Below are 15,098 nucleotides of genomic sequence, written 5' to 3' on the forward strand. Positions count from 1 at the left end.
GCCGACGTCGCGACGGAGGAGTAGCCCCCGGCTCAGCCGTGCGGTCCCGAGCGGGACCGAGGCGTTCGTAGCAACGGGACGACGGCCGGACGGGGACCCCGGGCGCGTCGGTGTGACGGCTGATCCCGCCGGGAGGGGAGGGGTGGGTGCGTCGGCGACGCGGGGACTGCTCAGTCGTCGCGGGCGTGCTTGCCGGCGCGGCCGGACCCACCGGGCTCCTCGCGCTCGGCCATCGCGGCGATCCCGTCGGCGTAGCCGCTGGCGTAGTCCCAGCTGACGTAGTCGTCGGGGTCGGGGTCGAAGGGCGGCTCGTGCCGGCCGGTCTGCCCCTCCTCGAGCAGCTGCCGCAGGTTGGCCTGCATCAGCGCCCAGTCGACGTGGTGCTCCTCGTCGCAGTCCGGGCAGTCGACGACGATGCCCTTGATACCGGTCGGCTCCAGCAGGGTCCGGAACACCTCCAGCTCCGCGAGGTCGTCCAGGACGCCGGCCCGCTCCTCCATGGTCAGCGGCGGCGGACCTGGCTGGTCGGCGGGCCCGAAGTCGGGCCCGGAAGCGTCGTCCCACGTACTCACGGCCCCCACGGTAGTGGCCCGACGGGGATCACATCGAGGGCGCGAGGTCGCCGCCTACGATCGGGAGGAGGCTCCCCGCGCGCCCAGGAGAGGGTGCCGGCCGATCCGGAGGGGTGGCGGCATCCATGCGGCCCGACGAGTTCGTCCCCGAGCTGCCGGCGAAGTTCGCCCCGCTCGGCCTGACCTACGACGACGTCCTGCTGATCCCCGGGGCGTCCGACGTCGTCCCGGCCGAGGTGGACACCAGCAGCCGGCTGACCCGGGGCATCCGGCTGGCGGTGCCGCTGCTCTCCAGCGCGATGGACACCGTGACCGAGGCCCGGATGGCGATCGCCATGGCGCGCGTGGGCGGTGTCGGCGTCCTGCACCGCAACCTCGCCGCCGAGGAGCAGGCCGGCCAGGTCGACCTGGTCAAGCGCTCCGAGGCCGGCATGGTCACCAACCCGGTGACCGCCTCCCCGGACAACACCCTCGCCGAGCTCGACGCGCTCTCGGCCCGGTACCGCATCTCCGGTGCGCCCGTGGTGGACGACGACGGCGTGCTGGTCGGCATCTGCACCAACCGCGACATGCGGTTCGAGACCGACAAGCACCGCCTCGTCCGCGACGTCATGACGCCGATGCCGCTGATCACCGCCCCGGTGGGGGTCGACGCCGACACCGCGCTGCGGCTGCTGTCCCAGCACAAGGTCGAGAAGCTGCCGCTGGTCGACGACGCGGGCCGGCTGCGCGGGCTGATCACCGTCAAGGACTTCGTCAAGCGCGACCAGTACCCGCTGGCGACCAAGGACGCCGACGGCCGCCTCGTGGTCGCCGCCGCGGTCGGCGTGGGCGAGGACGCCTACAAGCGGGCCGGCCTGCTGGTCGACGCCGGCGTGGACGTGCTCGTCGTCGACACCGCGCACGGCCACCAGCGGGCGGTGCTGGACATGGTGGCGCGGGTCCGCGCCGACTTCGGCTCCGGCGAGCGCGGCGTGCAGATCGTCGGCGGCAACGTCGCCACCCGCGCCGGCGCGCAGGCGCTCATCGACGCCGGCGTGGACGCGGTCAAGGTCGGCGTCGGCCCCGGCTCCATCTGCACCACCCGGGTGGTCGCCGGCGTCGGCGTCCCGCAGGTCACGGCCGTCTACGAGGCGGCGCTGGCCGCCCGCCCGGCCGGGGTCCCGGTCATCGCCGACGGCGGGCTGCAGTACTCCGGGGACATCGCCAAGGCGCTGGTCGCCGGCGCGGACACCGTGATGATCGGCGGGCTGTTCGCGGGCGTCGAGGAGGCGCCCGGCGACCTCGTGTTCGTCAACGGCAAGCAGTTCAAGACCTACCGCGGCATGGGGTCGCTGGGCGCGATGCAGAAGCGCGGCGACCAGTCCTACAGCCGGGACCGCTACTTCGCCGATGACGTCCTCTCCGACGACAAGCTCGTCCCCGAGGGCATCGAGGGCCAGGTGCCCTACCGCGGCCCGCTGGCCGGCGTGGCCCACCAGCTCGTCGGCGGCCTGCGCGCCTCGATGGGCTACGCGGGCGCGGCCACGATCGCCGACCTGCAGGAGCGCGGGCAGCTGACGCGGATCACCTCGGCCGGCCTGGTGGAGAGCCACCCGCACGACATCCAGATGACGGTCGAGGCACCGAACTACCGGGGGCGCTGACGATGAACGTGCGCGACACCGTCGAGATCGGGCTCAACCGCTTCGCCCGCCGCGGCTACGACCTCGATGAGGTCTCCATCGTCCCGTCCCGGCGCACCCGGGACATGGACGACGTCTCCACCGCCTGGCAGATCGACGCCTTCCGGTTCGAGATCCCGCTGGTGGCCAGCCCCTCCGACGCCGTGGTCAGCCCGGCCACCGCGATCGCGATCGGGCAGGCCGGCGGCCTGGGCGTGCTCAACGCCGAGGGCCTGTGGACCCGCTACGACGACCCCACACCGGTGTACCGGCGGCTGCGCGACGCCGCGGGGGACGGCGCCCCGCCGGTGGCGCTGCTACAGGAGGTCTACGCCGAGCCGGTCAAGCCGGACCTGGTCACCGCCCGGGTGAAGGAGATCCGCGACTCCGGGGTCACGACGGCGGTGCGCGTCTCCCCGCAGCACACGCTCCAGCTGGCCCCGACCGTGCTCGCCGCGGGCGTCGACCTGCTGGTCATCCAGGGCACGATCGTCTCCGCCGAGCACGTCACCACCTCCGGTGACGCGCTCAACCTCAAGGACTTCATCGCCGACCTCGACGTCCCGGTGATCGTCGGCGGGGCGGCCAACTACCAGACCGCGCTGCACCTCATGCGCACCGGCGCGGCCGGGGTGATCGTGGGCGTGGGCGCCGACACCTACTCCACCACCGACACCGTCATGGGCATCCGGGTGCCGCTGGCCAGCGCGATCACCGACGCCGCCGCGGCCCGCCGGGACTACCTGGACGAGACCGGCGGGCGCTACGTGCACGTCATCGCCAACGGCCGGATCGAGACCAGCGGGGCGATCGCCCGCGCGCTCGCCTGCGGGGCGGACGCCGTCCAGGTCGGCGAGCCGCTGCGCGCCGCGGCCGAGGCCCCCGGTGGCGGCATCTGGTGGGACTCGGTGGCCGCCCACCCCCGGCTGCCCCGGGGCGGCACCTCCGCGCCGGTCGCGCCCGCAGGGTCCCTGTACGACGTCCTGCTCGGCGAGGCGCGCACCGCGGACGGGCGGACCAACCTGTTCGGCGCGCTGCGCCGGACGATGGCCAAGACCGGCTACCGGGACCTCAAGGAGTTCCAGCGGGTGGACCTGGTCATCGGCGGCTACCAGCCCCAGCAGGACGACTGATGGAGTTCCCCACCGTCCTCGTCGTCGACTTCGGCGCCCAGTACGCCCAGCTGATCGCCCGGCGGATCCGGGAGGCGGGGGTCTACTCCGAGATCGTCCCCTCCGACGTCCCGGCCGAGGAGATCGTCGCCCGCAAGCCCGCGGCGATCGTCCTCTCCGGTGGGCCGTCCAGCGTCTACGCGCCCGAGGCCCCGCAGGTGGACCCCACGCTGTTCGAGGCCGGGGTGCCGGCGTTCGGCATCTGCTACGGCTTCCAGGCCATGGCGCAGAGCCTGGGCGGCACCGTCGCCCGCACCGGCGACCGCGAGTACGGCGGGACGCCGCTGACGGTCACCACGCAGTCGCGCGTGTTCGGGACCCTGCCGGTGGAGCAGTCGGTGTGGATGAGCCACGGGGACGCGGTCAGCGCCGCGCCGCCCGGGTTCACCGTCACCGCGACGTCCACCGGGGCGCCGGTCGCCGCCTTCGAGGACGTCGACCGCAAGCTCGCCGGCGTGCAGTTCCACCCCGAGGTCCGGCACACCGCGCACGGGCAGACGGTGCTCGAGCACTTCCTGTTCGACATCGCCGGCCTCGAGCCGACCTGGACGATGGCCAACGTCGTCGAGGAGCAGGTGGAGCGGATCCGCGCGCAGATCGGCGACCGGCGGGCGCTGTGCGCGCTGTCCGGCGGGGTCGACTCCGCGGTCGCCGCGGCTCTGGTGCAGCGGGCCATCGGGGACCGGCTGACCTGCGTGTACGTCGACCACGGGCTGATGCGCGAGGGGGAGACCGAGCAGATCGAGCGGGACTTCGTCGCCGTCACCGGCGCGGACCTGCGGGTGGTCGACGCCCGCGACCAGTTCCTGGACGCCCTGGCCGGGGTGAGCGACCCCGAGCAGAAGCGGAAGATCATCGGCCGCGAGTTCATCCGGGTCTTCGAGCAGGCCGCGACCGACGTCGTCGCGGATGCCCAGGCACACGGCGAGACCGTCGACTTCCTCGTGCAGGGGACGCTCTACCCCGACGTCGTCGAGTCCGGCGGCGGCACGGGGACGGCGAACATCAAGAGCCACCACAACGTCGGCGGCCTGCCCGAGGACCTCACCTTCACGCTGGTCGAGCCGCTGCGCACGCTGTTCAAGGACGAGGTGCGCGAGGTGGGCCTGCAGCTGGGGCTGCCCGAGTCGCTGGTCTGGCGGCAGCCGTTCCCAGGTCCGGGGCTGGGCATCCGGATCGTCGGCGAGGTCACCCGGGAGCGGCTCGACCTGCTGCGGAAGGCCGACGCGATCGCCCGGGCCGAGCTGACCGCGGCGAACCTGGACCGGGAGATCTGGCAGTGCCCGGTGGTGCTGCTGGCCGACGTCCGCTCGGTGGGGGTCCAGGGCGACGGTCGCACCTACGGCCACCCGATCGTGCTGCGGCCGGTGTCCAGCGAGGACGCGATGACCGCCGACTGGACCCGCCTGCCCTACGACGTCCTGTCGCGGATCTCCACGCGGATCACCAACGAGGTGCCCGAGGTCAACCGGGTCGTCCTCGACGTGACGAGCAAGCCGCCGGGCACCATCGAGTGGGAATAGACGGCAGAGGGCCCGGGGAGCGGTTCGCTCCCCGGGCCCTCTGTTGTCGACCGCCGGTCGTCAGGGTCGGTAGCACGCCGAGGAGTAGACGTGCGCGGTGATGAGGGAGAGCGTGGTGGCCCCGCTGACCCGGTAGTCACCGAACGACCAGCTGACCGCCTCACCTCCCGCGACCGACCCCCGGTACTTGCCCGTCGCGGTCAGGATGTCGGCCCGCGCGTTGAAGTTCGCGATGGCGATCTGCGCCGTGTGCATCGTCCGGTCCCTGTTCCCGACCAGTCCGGACCAGATGGTCCGCCCGCTGTTGGCGGGGTCGGTCCTGGCAGCGAACCTGGTGACCGGCATCGTCGTGGTGGGGTCGCACACCTCCGACCACGTCCGGACGTTGGTGATCCGGTAGGTGGCCCAGCCCCTCGGCGGCTCGTCCACGTACCAGCTGGTCAGCCCCGTCCCGGCGAAACCGTGTGACCTGGGCATGACGGCACCGCCCCAGACGTGCAACCCGCGCGACTCCAGGAACCCGCCGTTCCGGTCGTAGAACTTCAGGTCGGCCCGCCAGTCCTGCGGCACGGAGGTCGTGTTGTAGAGGTCGGCCGCGAGGAGGAACCGCCCGTCCGGGAGGACGCGTCCGGAGCTGGAGAGCAGCGCGACGCCGGAGATGACCTGCCCGCGGACGCTGAAGCGGGTGCTCGTGTACTTCTTGGCCGGCGAGGTCACCACGGCGTGGTAGGTCCCCGCCTTGAGCGGGCGGATGATCTCCTCGGCGTTGCGCCCCGCCCGGTTGCTCGTGGCGACGGTGCGCCACGAGCCGTCGTACAGCGTCAGGGCGTAGTCGGCGCCGAGGTCACCGACCACGAACCGGGCCGTCGCCGCCGACTTCAGGACGTAGGTGTAGGTGGCCTTGGGGGCGGAGGCGGAGATGGCAACGGAGTGCCACTGGCCCCAGGAGGCGGACGCGGCCTGCGCCCCCGGGACGGAGACCACGGAGGCCGCCACCGTCAGGGCGAGTACCGACAACAGCCGGCGGAGTCGGGTGCGCATGGGTCTGGCGCTCTCTGCTAGCCCGGCCCCGTGGGAGGGCGCCGGATCCTGTCACCTGGTGCCGGACGACCCCAGGAGTGTGCGGAACGCGGCGAGGATACGGAGCGGAGTCGTCCAATCACGGACGGAAATGGCACGTGTCACTCGATCGAGCCGGGATCGTGCCCCCCCGGCATCGGACCTGGTCACGCCCGGGACAGCGCGAGAGGGCCCGGGGAGCGGTTCGCTCTCCGGGCCCTCTGGTCCTCTCCGTCCCCCGTGCGGTCAGCTCCTCCTGCGGCGGGCCTTCCGGACCTCGCTGAGCAGCAGGGCCACCCCGGCTCCGATGAGCAGCAGCCACAGCAGTCCGCCGTCGTCGAAGAGGTCGAAGGGGAAGGCCGCGCCGGCCATCACCGAGATGGCCAGGAGGACGAACACCACGCCCGGGACGAGGGCGGTGAGGTCCACGCCGCGGCGCTGGGGCTGCGGCGGGTCCTCGACGGGCAGCGGCGCGACTGGGGTGACGTCACCCCAGGCGTGCTCCTGCCAGGCGGTGGGCGTCGTCGGGAACTCGCTGTAGTCAGGCACGGTCCACCTCCACGTCGCCGATGCCGGCGTTGATGGTCAGCACGATCTCGGGGTCGCCGTCGTTGGTCCAGGACGCCGTCCCGGTCCCGGCGTGGTAGCCGTCGGCCGCGCCCTCGTCGAAGACGTCGACGTTGCCGATGCCGCTCTCGACCTGGACCCGGACGTCGGCCGAGCGGGGGATCAGGACGTCGACGTCCCCGACCCCGGCGTCGATCCGCGTGGTGACCGGGGTGCTCCGGCCGGCGAGGTCGATGTCGGAGAGGTCCAGGGTCGCGTCACCGACGCCGAGGTGGTACTCGGGGCGGACGTCGGCGGCGCTGACCGGGCGGTACGTGCGGTCGCCGATGCCGCTCTCCACGTTGCGCCACGGTTCGGCCGCGGCCGCCAGCAGCGCCAGGGAGAGGATCGCGCCGAGGACGACCAGGCCGCCCTTGGCCCGGCGTCCGCCGGTGAAGGCCGCGGCGACCAGGCCGAGCCCGACGACCAGCAGACCCGACCCGAGGACCCACCGGGGGCCGATGGACCAGTCGGTGAACCGGCTGATCAGGACCAGCGTGCCGACGACGATGAGCAGGCCGGCCAGCGTCACCCCCGGGACCGGCGAGCGAGGGCCCGCCGGGGCCCGGTCGCGGGCGCTCCGGACCAGCCCGGTGCCGCCGGGCCCGGCCGGCATGAACAGCCACAGCAGCAGGTAGACCGGGATGCCGGGGCCCGCCAGCGCGAGAGCGACGAAGCCGACCCGCCACAGCAGCGGGTCGATGCCGCTGTACTCGGCGAGGCCGCCGGAGACACCGCCGATGACCTTGTCGGTCCGGCTGCGCTGCAGGGCCGGGCGGACCGCCGGACCGGCCGGCGGGTGGTCCGCGGCCGGCGGCTCGTACGGCGGGGGAGCGGGGGGTGTGGGGGGAGGAGGCGGTACGGAGGTCATGCCGGAGAGCCTGCGCCGCGCCGCCCTCCCTGGACATCAGGGAACGCCCCCAATCGACCCTGGTCCGGTACTCCAGGGTGATCACCGGTGTGGCGCGGCGCCCCGCGGTGCGACGATCGTCAGCGTGACGACGACCGCCCTGGTGCCGCAGCGCCCGCAGCTGGCGCGCCCGCGCTCCGGGCGGCTGCTCGCCGGCGTCGCCGCGGGGACCGCGGTCCACCTGCGGCTGGACCCGCTCGTCGTCCGGATCGGCTTCGTCGTCCTGGCGGTCACCGGCATCGGGGTCATCGCCTACGGGCTGCTGTGGTTCTTCATGCCGGTCGCCGACGTGGATGCGGTGCCCGAGACGCCCGCGCCGGACACCGAGCCCAGCCGCCGGCAGGCGCTCGGGCTGACCCTCCTCGGGTTCGGCGCGCTGGTACTGGTCACCAACCTGGCCACCTGGGGCAACAGCGACCTCGTCGTCCCGCTGGTCCTGGTCGGCGCCGGGCTGGCGGTCATCTGGCGGCAGCTGGACACCGACCGCACGCTGGCCCGCCCCGGCGTGCCGTGGGTGCTGGCCGGCGGCATCGCCCTCGGCGTCGTCGGCCTGGTGCTGCTGCTGGCCACCACCGGTCAGCTGGCCAACGCCCGCAACGGCTTCGCCGCGACCCTGGTGATCCTGGTCGGGATCGCGCTGGCCACCGCGCCGCTGTGGCGCCGGCTGCTGGCCTCCCGCGAGGCCGAGCGCACCGCCCGCGTCCGGTCCGAGGAGCGGGCCGCCGTCGCCGCCCACCTGCACGACTCGGTGCTGCAGACGCTCGCGCTGATCCAGCGGCACGCCGAGGACCCCAAGGCCGTCGCCCGGCTGGCCCGCAGCCAGGAGCGCGAGCTGCGGACCTGGCTCTACGAGCCGGAGAAGTCCACCGAGGGGACGTGGGCGGCGCTGGTGTCGGAGGTGGTCGCCGACGTCGAGGCCGACCACGCGCTGACCGTGGAGTCGGTCGTCGTCGGCGACGCCCCGGTCGACGACGCCCTCGCCGCGCTCGGCGCCGCGACCAAGGAGGCCCTGGTGAACGCGGCCAAGCACTCCGGCGCGACGTCGGCGGACCTGTACACCGAGGTGACCCCGGCGCAGGTGTCGGTCTTCGTCCGGGACCGCGGGGCCGGGTTCGACCCGGAGTCGGTGCCCCCCGACCGGCGCGGCCTGCGCGACTCGGTCACCGGCCGGCTGACCCGCGTGGGCGGGACGGCGACCGTCCGGTCCGCGCCGGGGGAGGGGACCGAGGTGGAGATGCTCATGCCGAGGGAGGCCGCGTGACGGAGGAGGGCATGCCGCGCGTCTTCCTGGTCGACGACCACGCGATGGTCCGGTCGGGCGTGCGCACCGAGCTGGGCGACGCGGTGGCCATCGTCGGGGAGGCGGCTGACGTCCCGGAGGCCATCGAGGGCATCCGGGCCACGGTGCCCGACGTCGTCCTGCTCGACGTGCACCTGCCCGGGGGCGGCGGCCACGCGGTGCTCGAGGCGCTGCGGGCGGAGCTGCCCTCGGTCCGCTGGCTGGCGCTGTCGGTGTCCGACGCCGCCGAGGACGTCATCGCGGTCATCCGCGCGGGCGCCCGCGGCTACGTCACCAAGACCATCTCCGGCCCCGACCTGCTCGCCGCGGTGAACCGGGTCGCCGAGGGTGACGTGGTGTTCAGCCCGCGGCTGGCCGGGTTCGTGCTCGACGCGTTCGCCGCGACCTCGGCGTCGGCCCCCGCGCCGTCGGAGGACCCGGCGACCGACCCGGGCCTGGACCTGCTCAGCGCGCGGGAGCGGGAGGTCATGCAGCTGCTCGCCCGGGGCTACACCTACCGGGAGATCGGCTCGCGGCTGTTCATCTCGGTGAAGACCGTCGAGTCCCACGCGTCCAACGTGCTGCGCAAGCTGCAGCTGTCCAACCGCAACGAGCTCACCCGGTGGGCGGCCACCAACCGGCTCCTCTGACGCCTGGACGGAGTGGTCCGTCCCTCCCGTCGGCTGCCGGGTGCGCTCCGCGTGCCGCGTGTGACTCCAGTGGCGTGTCGCGGCTGGCACATGTCGACGAATCGACGGGGGAGCGCGGATCCGGACCGTCGCGGAACTTAGAGTCACAGTGCCATGACAGAGACATACGTGCCCGCAGCCGACGGTCACCCGCGCGAGTGGATGACCGCGGAGGTGGAACGCGCCTGGCCGTCGGTCTCGGTCATCATGCCGGTGCTCAACGAGGCCCGGCACCTGGCCACGAGCGTCGCCGAGATCCTCGCGCAGGAGTACGGCGGCGAGGTCGAGCTGGTCATCGCCCTGGGGCCCTCCCGGGACGACACCGACCGCATCGCCCGTGAGCTGGCCGCGGCCGACCCGCGGATCAAGCTGGTGCGCAACCCGAGCGGGAAGACCCCCGCCGGCCTCAACGTCGCCGTCCAGGCGTCCAGCCACGGGATCGTCGCCCGCGTGGACGGCCACGGGATCCTGCTGCCGGGGTACCTGCAGCGGGCGGTGTGCCTGCTCGAGGAGACCGGTGCGGCCAACGTGGGCGGCCTGATGCTCGCCGTCGGCGAGACCGGGTTCGAGCAGGCGGTCGCCCGCGCCTACGCGTCCAAGGTCGGCCTCGGGGGCGGCAGCTTCCACGTCGGCGGGACGGAGGGCCCGGCCGACTCGGTCTACCTCGGCGTGTTCCGCCGGGAGGTGCTCGAACGCCTCGGTGGCTTCGACGAGCACTACCACCGCGCGCAGGACTGGGAGCTCAACCACCGCATCCGGCAGTCCGGCGGGGTGGTGTGGTTCTCCCCGGACCTGGCGGTCACCTACCGCCCGCGCTCGTCCTGGACCGAGCTGGTGCGGCAGTTCTTCCACACCGGCCGCTGGCGCCGCGAGGTGATGCGGCAGCACCCGGACTCGATCCGGCCCCGCTACCTCGCGCCGCCGGCCGTCACCGCAGCCATCCTCGTGGGGACGGCGGCCGGCGCGGTGGGCTCGGTGACCGGCCGGCCCGCCCTCCAGTGCGGGTGGCTGGCCCCGGCCGTCTACAGCGGCGGCGTGCTGCTCGCCTCCCTCGTCGAGGGACGCGGCCTGAACTGGAGGGCGCGGGCGTGGCTGCCCGCCGTCCTCGCCACCATCCACCTCAGCTGGGGCAGTGGATTCGCCTTCGGGCACCGCCCCGCCGGGCGTTTCCGGCGCTGATGTCCCGCCGGGCCGTGCGGACACGGCCCGACGACCACGGGGTCTACGAGGAGTTCTCGATGAGCATGGTCCGATCGGCCGCCCGCGCCCTGTCGCCGAAGCGCCAGGCAACCGCCCGACGCGCACTGGACCTGTCGGTCCGGACGCTGGGGACCGTGCCCCTCGCCCGCGCGCCCAAGGTCAGCATCGTGGTGCCGGTCTACAACGTGGAGCCCTACCTGCGGGCGTGCCTGTCGAGCATCACCCGGCAGACCTACCGCAACATCGAGATCGTCGTCGTGGACGACGGCTCCACCGACGGCAGCCTCGCGGTCGCCCAACAGGCGCGGCGGCGGGACCGCCGGATCAGGATCGTCCAGCAGCCCAACGGTGGGCTGAGCAGCGCGCGGAACACCGGCATCGCCGCCGCCACCGGGGAGTACCTCGCCTTCGTCGACTCCGACGACCGGATCGCCCGCGACGCGATCGGGACGGTGATGCGGTCCCTGCGCCGCACGGGGTCGGACTTCGCGGTCATGTGCTACCGGCGCATGAACAGTGAGACCACCTGGCCGGCGGGCGAGTGGATCCGCGAGCTGCACGCCGAGGCGCGGCCCGGGGTGACCCTCGAGGAGTTCCCGGGTGTCCTGGTCAACGCGGTGGCCTGGAGCAAGGTCTACCGGCGGTCCTTCTGGGACGCGGCCGGCCTGCGCTTCCAGGAGGGCGTCCTCTACGAGGACCAGGCCGTCTCGGCCGAGGCCTACGCCAAGGCCGCGGCGTTCGACGTCCTGCCCGACGTCCTCTACGACTGGCGGGTCCGCGAGGACAGGTCCTCCATCTCGCAGCAGGTGGCCACCGAGAACGACCTGCGCGAGCGGTTCGGCGCTGCCTTCGCCAGCCTGCAGGCGCTGCGGGACCACGCTTCGCTCGAGGTGCTGCAGGCCCGGTCCCGCCAGCTGCTCATGAACGACTTCCGGCTGTCGCTGGCCCAGATCGGCACGGCCGGCGAGGAGTACTGGAAGATCCTCGTCGACGGCGTCCGCCAGCTCTTCGAGGTCGTGCCCGACGACGTGTGGGGCGACATCTACGCCCAGGCGCGGGCCCTGTACCACCTGGTCCTGCGCGACGACCGCGAGCGCGCCGAGCAGTACGTGGCCCTCGGCGGACTGACGCTCAACGCCTGGCCGACGTCGGTGGACGACGGCCGGGTCACCGTCGAGCTGCCGCTGCACGACGACGAGGGCGCCGAGTGGCGGCCCGGCTGGAACGAGCTGGCCACCTCGCAGACCCAGCTGGTGACCGCCGTCCGCCGGGCCCGGTGGACCGCCCAGCACCTGCTGGAGATCCGCGGGTGGGCCTACATCCCGACCATCGACCTGGCCACGTACCCCACGCAGGTGGAGCTGTTCCTGCGCTCCGAGGACGGCAACGAGATCGTCCCGGTGCCCTCCGAGGCCACCCCGGACGAGGACCTCGCCCGGGTCAGCGGTCACCAGTGGGCCGACCTGCGCCCGGCCGGCTTCACGGCCACCGTCGACGTCACCACCCTGCCGTCGCTCGCCCGCGGCAAGACCACGACGTGGCAACTGTGGGCCCGGGTGGAGACCGCCGGCGTCGTCCGGGAGTCCGCCGTCTCGCGCGTGAACACCTGGAGCTCGGCCGGGCAGGTGATCGCCCGGGACCAGGGGGTGCAGGGCCGGGTCAGCGTGCGGATCGACCCGCGCGGCACCTTCTGCCTGCACACCCACAAGCCCCTCGTGCGGGTCCTCGGTGGACGCAGCTCCGGTGAGCGGGTCACCCTGGAGCTGGCCACGCACAACGGTGCGGCCCTGGCCGAGCTGACGGCGAGCCGCGGGGGCGTGACGGTGACCGCGAGGATGGGCGCCTGGACCGACGGGCGGGCGACGGTGACCCTGACCCTGCCCAAGCGCACCGGTCGCCCGCAGTACTGGACGCTGCGCGGGCGGACCCCCTCGGGCACCCACACCCTCGGCTGGGGCGACCTGCCACTGGACACCGAGCGGCTCGGTGCCGCCTCCGACGTCCTGTTCCGGCGCACGCGGGCGGGCAACCTGACCCTCGTCCAGGGCGGCACGGTCCTCGACGTCCTCGGCTGGCGGGTCGGCGGCGACCGGCTGGTCATCGAGGGCCGGGCGACGACCGACGACGAGCTCGTGCTCGCCTGGCGCACGCCCACGGGCGAGATCGTCGGCACCGTCGAGCGGACCGCCGGCGGCGTCGTCGGCCGCCTGCCCCTGCGCGCCGACCGGTGGGGCGTCGGGGAGCTGCCGCTGGCCGAGGGGCGCTACACCCTCGTGGCCCGCACCGTCGACCGGCAGGACCCGACCCGCACCTGGCCGGTGGCCGTCGAGGTGTCGGAGGACGCCGTCGCGCAGTTCCCGCTGCCCGTCCGCACCCGCGAGCTGCGCGGCCGGCTGGAGCGCTCGCCCAAGGGCGAGGTCACCCTCATCCTCATCCCCCCGCGGGAGGACGACGAGCTCGGTGCCCGCAACCAGCGGCGGCTCAAGGAGCACCACCGGACGGCGGACCTCGGCCTCCGGACCGACGCGGTGCTGTTCCGGTCGTTCTACGGCGAGAACACCTCGTGCAACGGCCTGGCCGTGCACCGCGAGCTCGTCCGCCGGGGCACCGACCTGACGCTGTACTGGGTGGTCAAGGACTTCTCGGTGCCGGTCCCGGACGGCGGCGTGCCGGTCCTGCGGGACAGCGCGCAGTTCTACGAGCTGCTGGGCAGCGCACGGTACGTCTTCGACAACGTGCACCAGCCGGACTACACCACCAAGCGGGAGGGCCAGGTCTTCGTGCAGACCTTCCACGGCTACCCGTTCAAGCTGATGGGCCGGCCGTTCTGGGAGAGGTCCGGCTACGCCCGGCACCGCATCGAGTCCTTCGACCAGCGCATGCGGGACTGGGACCACGTGGTCTCCCCGGCGCGCTACGCGACCCCGCTCCTGCAGGAGGCCTTCGGCATCGAGGGCGAGATGCTCGAGATCGGGTACCCGCGCAACGACGTGCTCGTCGACGAGTTCGCCGAGAAGGCCCGGGCCCGCACGCGCGCCGCGCTCGGGATCGCCGACCACCAGCGGGCGGTGCTCTACGCCCCCACGTACCGGGACAACCTGTCGATGTCGGAGTTCAAGTCCAAGATGGTGGACTTCCTCGACGTCGCGGAGTTCTCCCGTGCCATGGGTCCCGACACCGTCCTGCTCGTCCGGGGCCACGCGATGAACGCGCGGGTCGCGGCCCGCACCAAGCGGCGCGGCACCGTCATCGACGTCACCGACCACCCGGAGATCAGCGACCTCGTGCTCGCCTCGGACGCCGCGATCCTCGACTACTCGTCGCTGCGGTTCGACTACGCGCTGACCGGCAAGCCGATGGTGTTCCTCGTGCCCGACCTCGACGTCTACGGCGGCACGGCTCGGGGGTGGCTGTTCGACTACGAGCCCACCGCTCCCGGCCCGCTGGTGGAGGACACCGCCGAGGTGGTGGCGGCGCTGCGCGACCTGCCCGCCCTGACCGCCCGCTACGCCGCGGCGCGCGAACGGTTCCACCGCGAGTACCTCGACCTCGAGGACGGCCACGCCGCCGAGCGCCTGGTCGACGCGGTCATGCGGCCCCGGGGCGACGCGTGACGGGGGCGACCACGCTCGTCGCCCCGGCGCGGACCCGGGTCGGCGCCCTGTGGCGGGCCCGCGGGGTCTTCCGCCTGCTGGTCGTGCGCGACCTGCGGGTCCGCTACGCGGGCTCGGCGCTGGGCTGGCTGTGGTCGATCCTGGACCCGCTGCTCATGGCGGCGGTCTACTGGTTCGTCTTCACGACCATCTTCTCCCGCTCGGTGGGGGAGGAGCCCTACATCGTGTTCCTCCTGGCGGGCCTGCTGCCGTGGACCTGGTTCAACGGCGCGGTGACCGACACGGCGCGGGCCCTGCGGGTCGACGAGAAACTGGTCCGCTCGACCAACGTGCGCCGCGAGGTGTGGGTGCTGCGCCTCGTGGCCTCCAAGGGCATCGAGTTCCTGCTCAGCCTCCCCGTGCTGGCGATCTTCGCGGCGATCTACGGGGCGGGCCTGCACTGGCAGGTCGTGTTCGCGCCGCTGGCCTTCCTCCTGCAGGGGGTGCTCCTGGCCGGCGTGGGGCTCCTGCTCTCGCCGATGATCGTGCTGGTCCGGGACCTGGAGCGGGTGGTCCGGATCGTGCTGCGGCTGTGGTTCTACGTCACGCCGGTCATCTACGGGGCCGTGGACATCCCCGAGCAGTACACGGGCGTCTTCGCGCTCAACCCGCTGGTGGGGATCTTCTCGCTGTACCGGGCGGCCTTCTTCCCGGGACAGCTCGACTGGACCTACGTGCTCTCGTCCGCGGTGGCCTCGGTGCTGCTGCTCGTGGTCGGCTGGACCGTGTTCGCCCGGCTGGAACGCACCGTCCTCAAGGAGATCTGACCCG

Annotated in this window: 12 protein-coding genes; 8 read left to right on the forward strand and 4 right to left on the reverse strand. The window is 73.4% G+C overall.

Going from position 1 to position 15,098, the window contains the following annotated elements; translation table 11 throughout:
* Positions 1–170 precede the first annotated feature (170 nt).
* Positions 171–572, reverse strand: a complete 402-nt coding sequence (locus ACI79C_RS01390; RefSeq protein WP_456943808.1) for a DUF5319 family protein — start codon at positions 570–572, stop codon at positions 171–173.
* Positions 573–697: 125 nt separating this feature from the next.
* Between ACI79C_RS01390 and guaB the strand changes: the two genes are divergently transcribed.
* From guaB to guaA, 3 genes are read left to right on the forward strand one after another with little or no spacing between them, the layout of a single operon-like run.
* Positions 698–2,218 (forward strand): IMP dehydrogenase, encoded by a 1,521-nt coding sequence (gene guaB / locus ACI79C_RS01395; protein WP_456943809.1) that lies wholly within the window; start codon positions 698–700, stop codon positions 2,216–2,218.
* 2 nt (positions 2,219–2,220) lie between these two features.
* The gene (locus ACI79C_RS01400) at positions 2,221–3,369 is read left to right on the forward strand and encodes a GuaB3 family IMP dehydrogenase-related protein (protein ID WP_456943810.1); all 1,149 of its coding nucleotides are present in this window, start codon (positions 2,221–2,223) and stop codon (positions 3,367–3,369) included.
* On the forward strand, positions 3,369–4,931 hold the full coding sequence (gene guaA, locus ACI79C_RS01405) for a glutamine-hydrolyzing GMP synthase (RefSeq protein WP_456943811.1): 1,563 nt from the start codon (positions 3,369–3,371) through the stop codon (positions 4,929–4,931). Before ACI79C_RS01400 ends, guaA begins: the two co-directional genes overlap by 1 nt.
* A 60-nt stretch (positions 4,932–4,991) precedes the next feature.
* On the opposite strand, the gene ACI79C_RS01410 is transcribed toward guaA, so the two are convergent.
* The 3 genes from ACI79C_RS01410 to ACI79C_RS01420 all read right to left on the reverse strand — a co-directional run bounded on the left by ACI79C_RS01410 (position 4,992) and on the right by ACI79C_RS01420 (position 7,467).
* A complete protein-coding gene (locus ACI79C_RS01410; protein WP_456943812.1) occupies positions 4,992–5,972 on the reverse strand; it encodes a hypothetical protein in 981 nt (326 codons plus the stop codon).
* Between the two features lie 264 nt (positions 5,973–6,236).
* Complete coding sequence (locus tag ACI79C_RS01415) at positions 6,237–6,539, reverse strand: hypothetical protein (RefSeq protein WP_456943813.1); 303 nt, start codon at positions 6,537–6,539, stop codon at positions 6,237–6,239.
* Positions 6,532–7,467 (reverse strand): PspC domain-containing protein, encoded by a 936-nt coding sequence (locus ACI79C_RS01420; RefSeq protein ID WP_456943814.1) that lies wholly within the window; start codon positions 7,465–7,467, stop codon positions 6,532–6,534. Before ACI79C_RS01420 ends, ACI79C_RS01415 begins: the two co-directional genes overlap by 8 nt.
* Positions 7,468–7,591: 124 nt before the next feature.
* Between ACI79C_RS01420 and ACI79C_RS01425 the strand changes: the two genes are divergently transcribed.
* The 5 genes from ACI79C_RS01425 to ACI79C_RS01445 all read left to right on the forward strand — a co-directional run bounded on the left by ACI79C_RS01425 (position 7,592) and on the right by ACI79C_RS01445 (position 15,094).
* The gene (locus tag ACI79C_RS01425) at positions 7,592–8,767 is read left to right on the forward strand and encodes an ATP-binding protein (protein ID WP_456943815.1); all 1,176 of its coding nucleotides are present in this window, start codon (positions 7,592–7,594) and stop codon (positions 8,765–8,767) included.
* Between the two features lie 11 nt (positions 8,768–8,778).
* Complete coding sequence (locus ACI79C_RS01430; protein ID WP_456943816.1) at positions 8,779–9,435, forward strand: response regulator; 657 nt, start codon at positions 8,779–8,781, stop codon at positions 9,433–9,435.
* 153 nt (positions 9,436–9,588) lie between these two features.
* On the forward strand, positions 9,589–10,653 hold the full coding sequence (locus ACI79C_RS01435) for a glycosyltransferase family 2 protein (RefSeq protein WP_456943817.1): 1,065 nt from the start codon (positions 9,589–9,591) through the stop codon (positions 10,651–10,653).
* Between the two features lie 59 nt (positions 10,654–10,712).
* Positions 10,713–14,288, forward strand: a complete 3,576-nt coding sequence (locus tag ACI79C_RS01440) for a CDP-glycerol glycerophosphotransferase family protein (RefSeq protein WP_456943818.1) — start codon at positions 10,713–10,715, stop codon at positions 14,286–14,288.
* A complete protein-coding gene (locus ACI79C_RS01445) occupies positions 14,285–15,094 on the forward strand; it encodes an ABC transporter permease (RefSeq protein ID WP_456943819.1) in 810 nt (269 codons plus the stop codon). Before ACI79C_RS01440 ends, ACI79C_RS01445 begins: the two co-directional genes overlap by 4 nt.
* Positions 15,095–15,098 lie beyond the last annotated feature (4 nt).

It is taken from the genome of Geodermatophilus sp. SYSU D00697 (assembly GCF_054050175.1).

Excerpts from the sequence above, each read along its gene's own strand:
- guaB (WP_456943809.1), top strand. The coding sequence starts at position 698 with ATGCGGCCCGACGAGTTCGTCCCCGAGCTGCCGGCGAAGTTCGCCCCG.
- ACI79C_RS01400 (WP_456943810.1), top strand. The coding sequence starts at position 2,221 with ATGAACGTGCGCGACACCGTCGAGATCGGGCTCAACCGCTTCGCCCGC.
- guaA (WP_456943811.1), top strand. The coding sequence starts at position 3,369 with ATGGAGTTCCCCACCGTCCTCGTCGTCGACTTCGGCGCCCAGTACGCC.
- ACI79C_RS01410 (WP_456943812.1), bottom strand. The coding sequence starts at position 5,972 with ATGCGCACCCGACTCCGCCGGCTGTTGTCGGTACTCGCCCTGACGGTG.
- ACI79C_RS01420 (WP_456943814.1), bottom strand. The coding sequence starts at position 7,467 with ATGACCTCCGTACCGCCTCCTCCCCCCACACCCCCCGCTCCCCCGCCG.
- ACI79C_RS01430 (WP_456943816.1), top strand. The coding sequence starts at position 8,779 with ATGCCGCGCGTCTTCCTGGTCGACGACCACGCGATGGTCCGGTCGGGC.
- ACI79C_RS01435 (WP_456943817.1), top strand. The coding sequence starts at position 9,589 with ATGACAGAGACATACGTGCCCGCAGCCGACGGTCACCCGCGCGAGTGG.
- ACI79C_RS01440 (WP_456943818.1), top strand. The coding sequence starts at position 10,713 with ATGAGCATGGTCCGATCGGCCGCCCGCGCCCTGTCGCCGAAGCGCCAG.